The sequence below is a fragment of the Campylobacter estrildidarum genome (genome assembly GCF_005406205.1).
GTDB lineage: Bacteria > Campylobacterota > Campylobacteria > Campylobacterales > Campylobacteraceae > Campylobacter_D > Campylobacter_D estrildidarum.
In genome coordinates this window covers 1-1,492 of the sequence record NZ_NXLZ01000036.1, presented here as the reverse complement: position 1 = coordinate 1,492, position 1,492 = coordinate 1, and the positions used below count along the sequence as shown (strand labels likewise).

The 1,492-nt window shown below is 26.4% G+C and carries 1 protein-coding gene; it reads right to left on the bottom strand.

Annotated features, from left to right (window positions below; genetic code table 11):
• Positions 1-177: 177 nt before the first annotated feature.
• A complete protein-coding gene (locus CQA69_RS08810) occupies positions 178-1,377 on the bottom strand; it encodes a tyrosine-type recombinase/integrase (RefSeq protein ID WP_137621397.1) in 1,200 nt (399 codons plus the stop codon).
• Positions 1,378-1,492 lie beyond the last annotated feature (115 nt).

Sequence of the window (1,492 nt, the reverse complement as noted above, 5' to 3'; positions counted from 1 at the left end):
AGGAGTAAAACATGATTAGATTGGATATTGGAGATTATTATACTAGAAAAGAAGTGTCAAATCTCTTGAAAGTAAAAGAGCCTATAGTTCATAAATACGCAAAACAAGGTAAATTTAGAGAGTTTAAACAACACAGAAATTGTCCAGGGCTCTATCCAAAACAAGATATTGAAAATTTTATAAAAAAATATTTTGGACTTGTTGATTTAAATCAGCAATCTCATTTAGATAATCCCCCCACCATTGCATAAGAATGGTTTTTTCTTTTAAATTTAAAGCATGGTTGTATGCTGATTTAATTTTATTTTTCTCCACGTGTGCTAAACATAATTCTATAATATCGCTACTCATTCGATGTTTATCTCGATTTTCGTGTGCTAATGTGCTAAACATAGCACGAAAGCCATGTGGGGTAAAATCATCGTTAGAATATCCCATTCTTCTAAACATAGATCTAATTGTATTATCGCTTATAATTTCACTTTTGCTTCTTAAGCTATAAAATAAATATCCAGTATCAACACTCATTTCTTTATATTTTTTAAGCATATATACACATTGAGAATTTAAAGGTATAGTATGTGCTCTTCTCATTTTCATATCCTCTTGCGGTATATACCACATGCCATTTTCTAGGTCAATATCTTCCCATTTTGAACTTCTTATACTAAAACTTCTTTGTGCGGTCAATAAAGAAAACATGGCTGCAATTTTGACATTAATAAAACCTTTATAATTAACTATATCATTTACTAACGTTTTAATTTCTTTAATTTCTAAAATGGTAGCGTGGTTTTTACTTGCCTTGTTTATAAGTAAATCTTTTCTATTTAAATTTACTATAGGATTATTTTTAATATACTCTTTCATTACTCCATATCTAAAAATTTCATTTAAAAGAGTGAAGAATTTATCTGCACCTTCTTTTATATTTTCTTTTCTAAATTTCTCAAAACTTTTTAAAATATCTTTGATTTGAAGTTTGTCTAATATAATATCTCCATAAATTCCAAAAGCAAATCTTTGTAAATAACTCATATAGCTTTTATAAGTTTTTTCGCTTAGTTCTAATTTTTTAAGCTCCATTTTTTCAAGTGCTAAATGTTTAAACGTGATGTCGGTTTTTTCATGTATACTTTCATTATCTATTAGGTTAATCTTTAGTTTATCTCTTTGACTTCTTGCATTTGCAAGACTTAGGGTAGGGTATTCTCCTAAGGTTATTCTTTTATATTTTAAAGTTTTAGGACATTTATAATTAAACATAAAGGTTTTTTTACCACTTGGATAAACACAAAGAAGAAGGTTATCAAAATCAGCAATATAATATTTTTTATCTTTAGCCTTTAAAGCTTTTATTTTTGTGTCGTTTAGCATTTTATTCCTTTAGGTCAATAGAGTCAATAAGAAAATTTAACTAGGTCAATAATAAAGTCAATAAAAAATTTTTGTAAAGTATAATAAATTAAAATAAATTAAAGATAATCTAAAG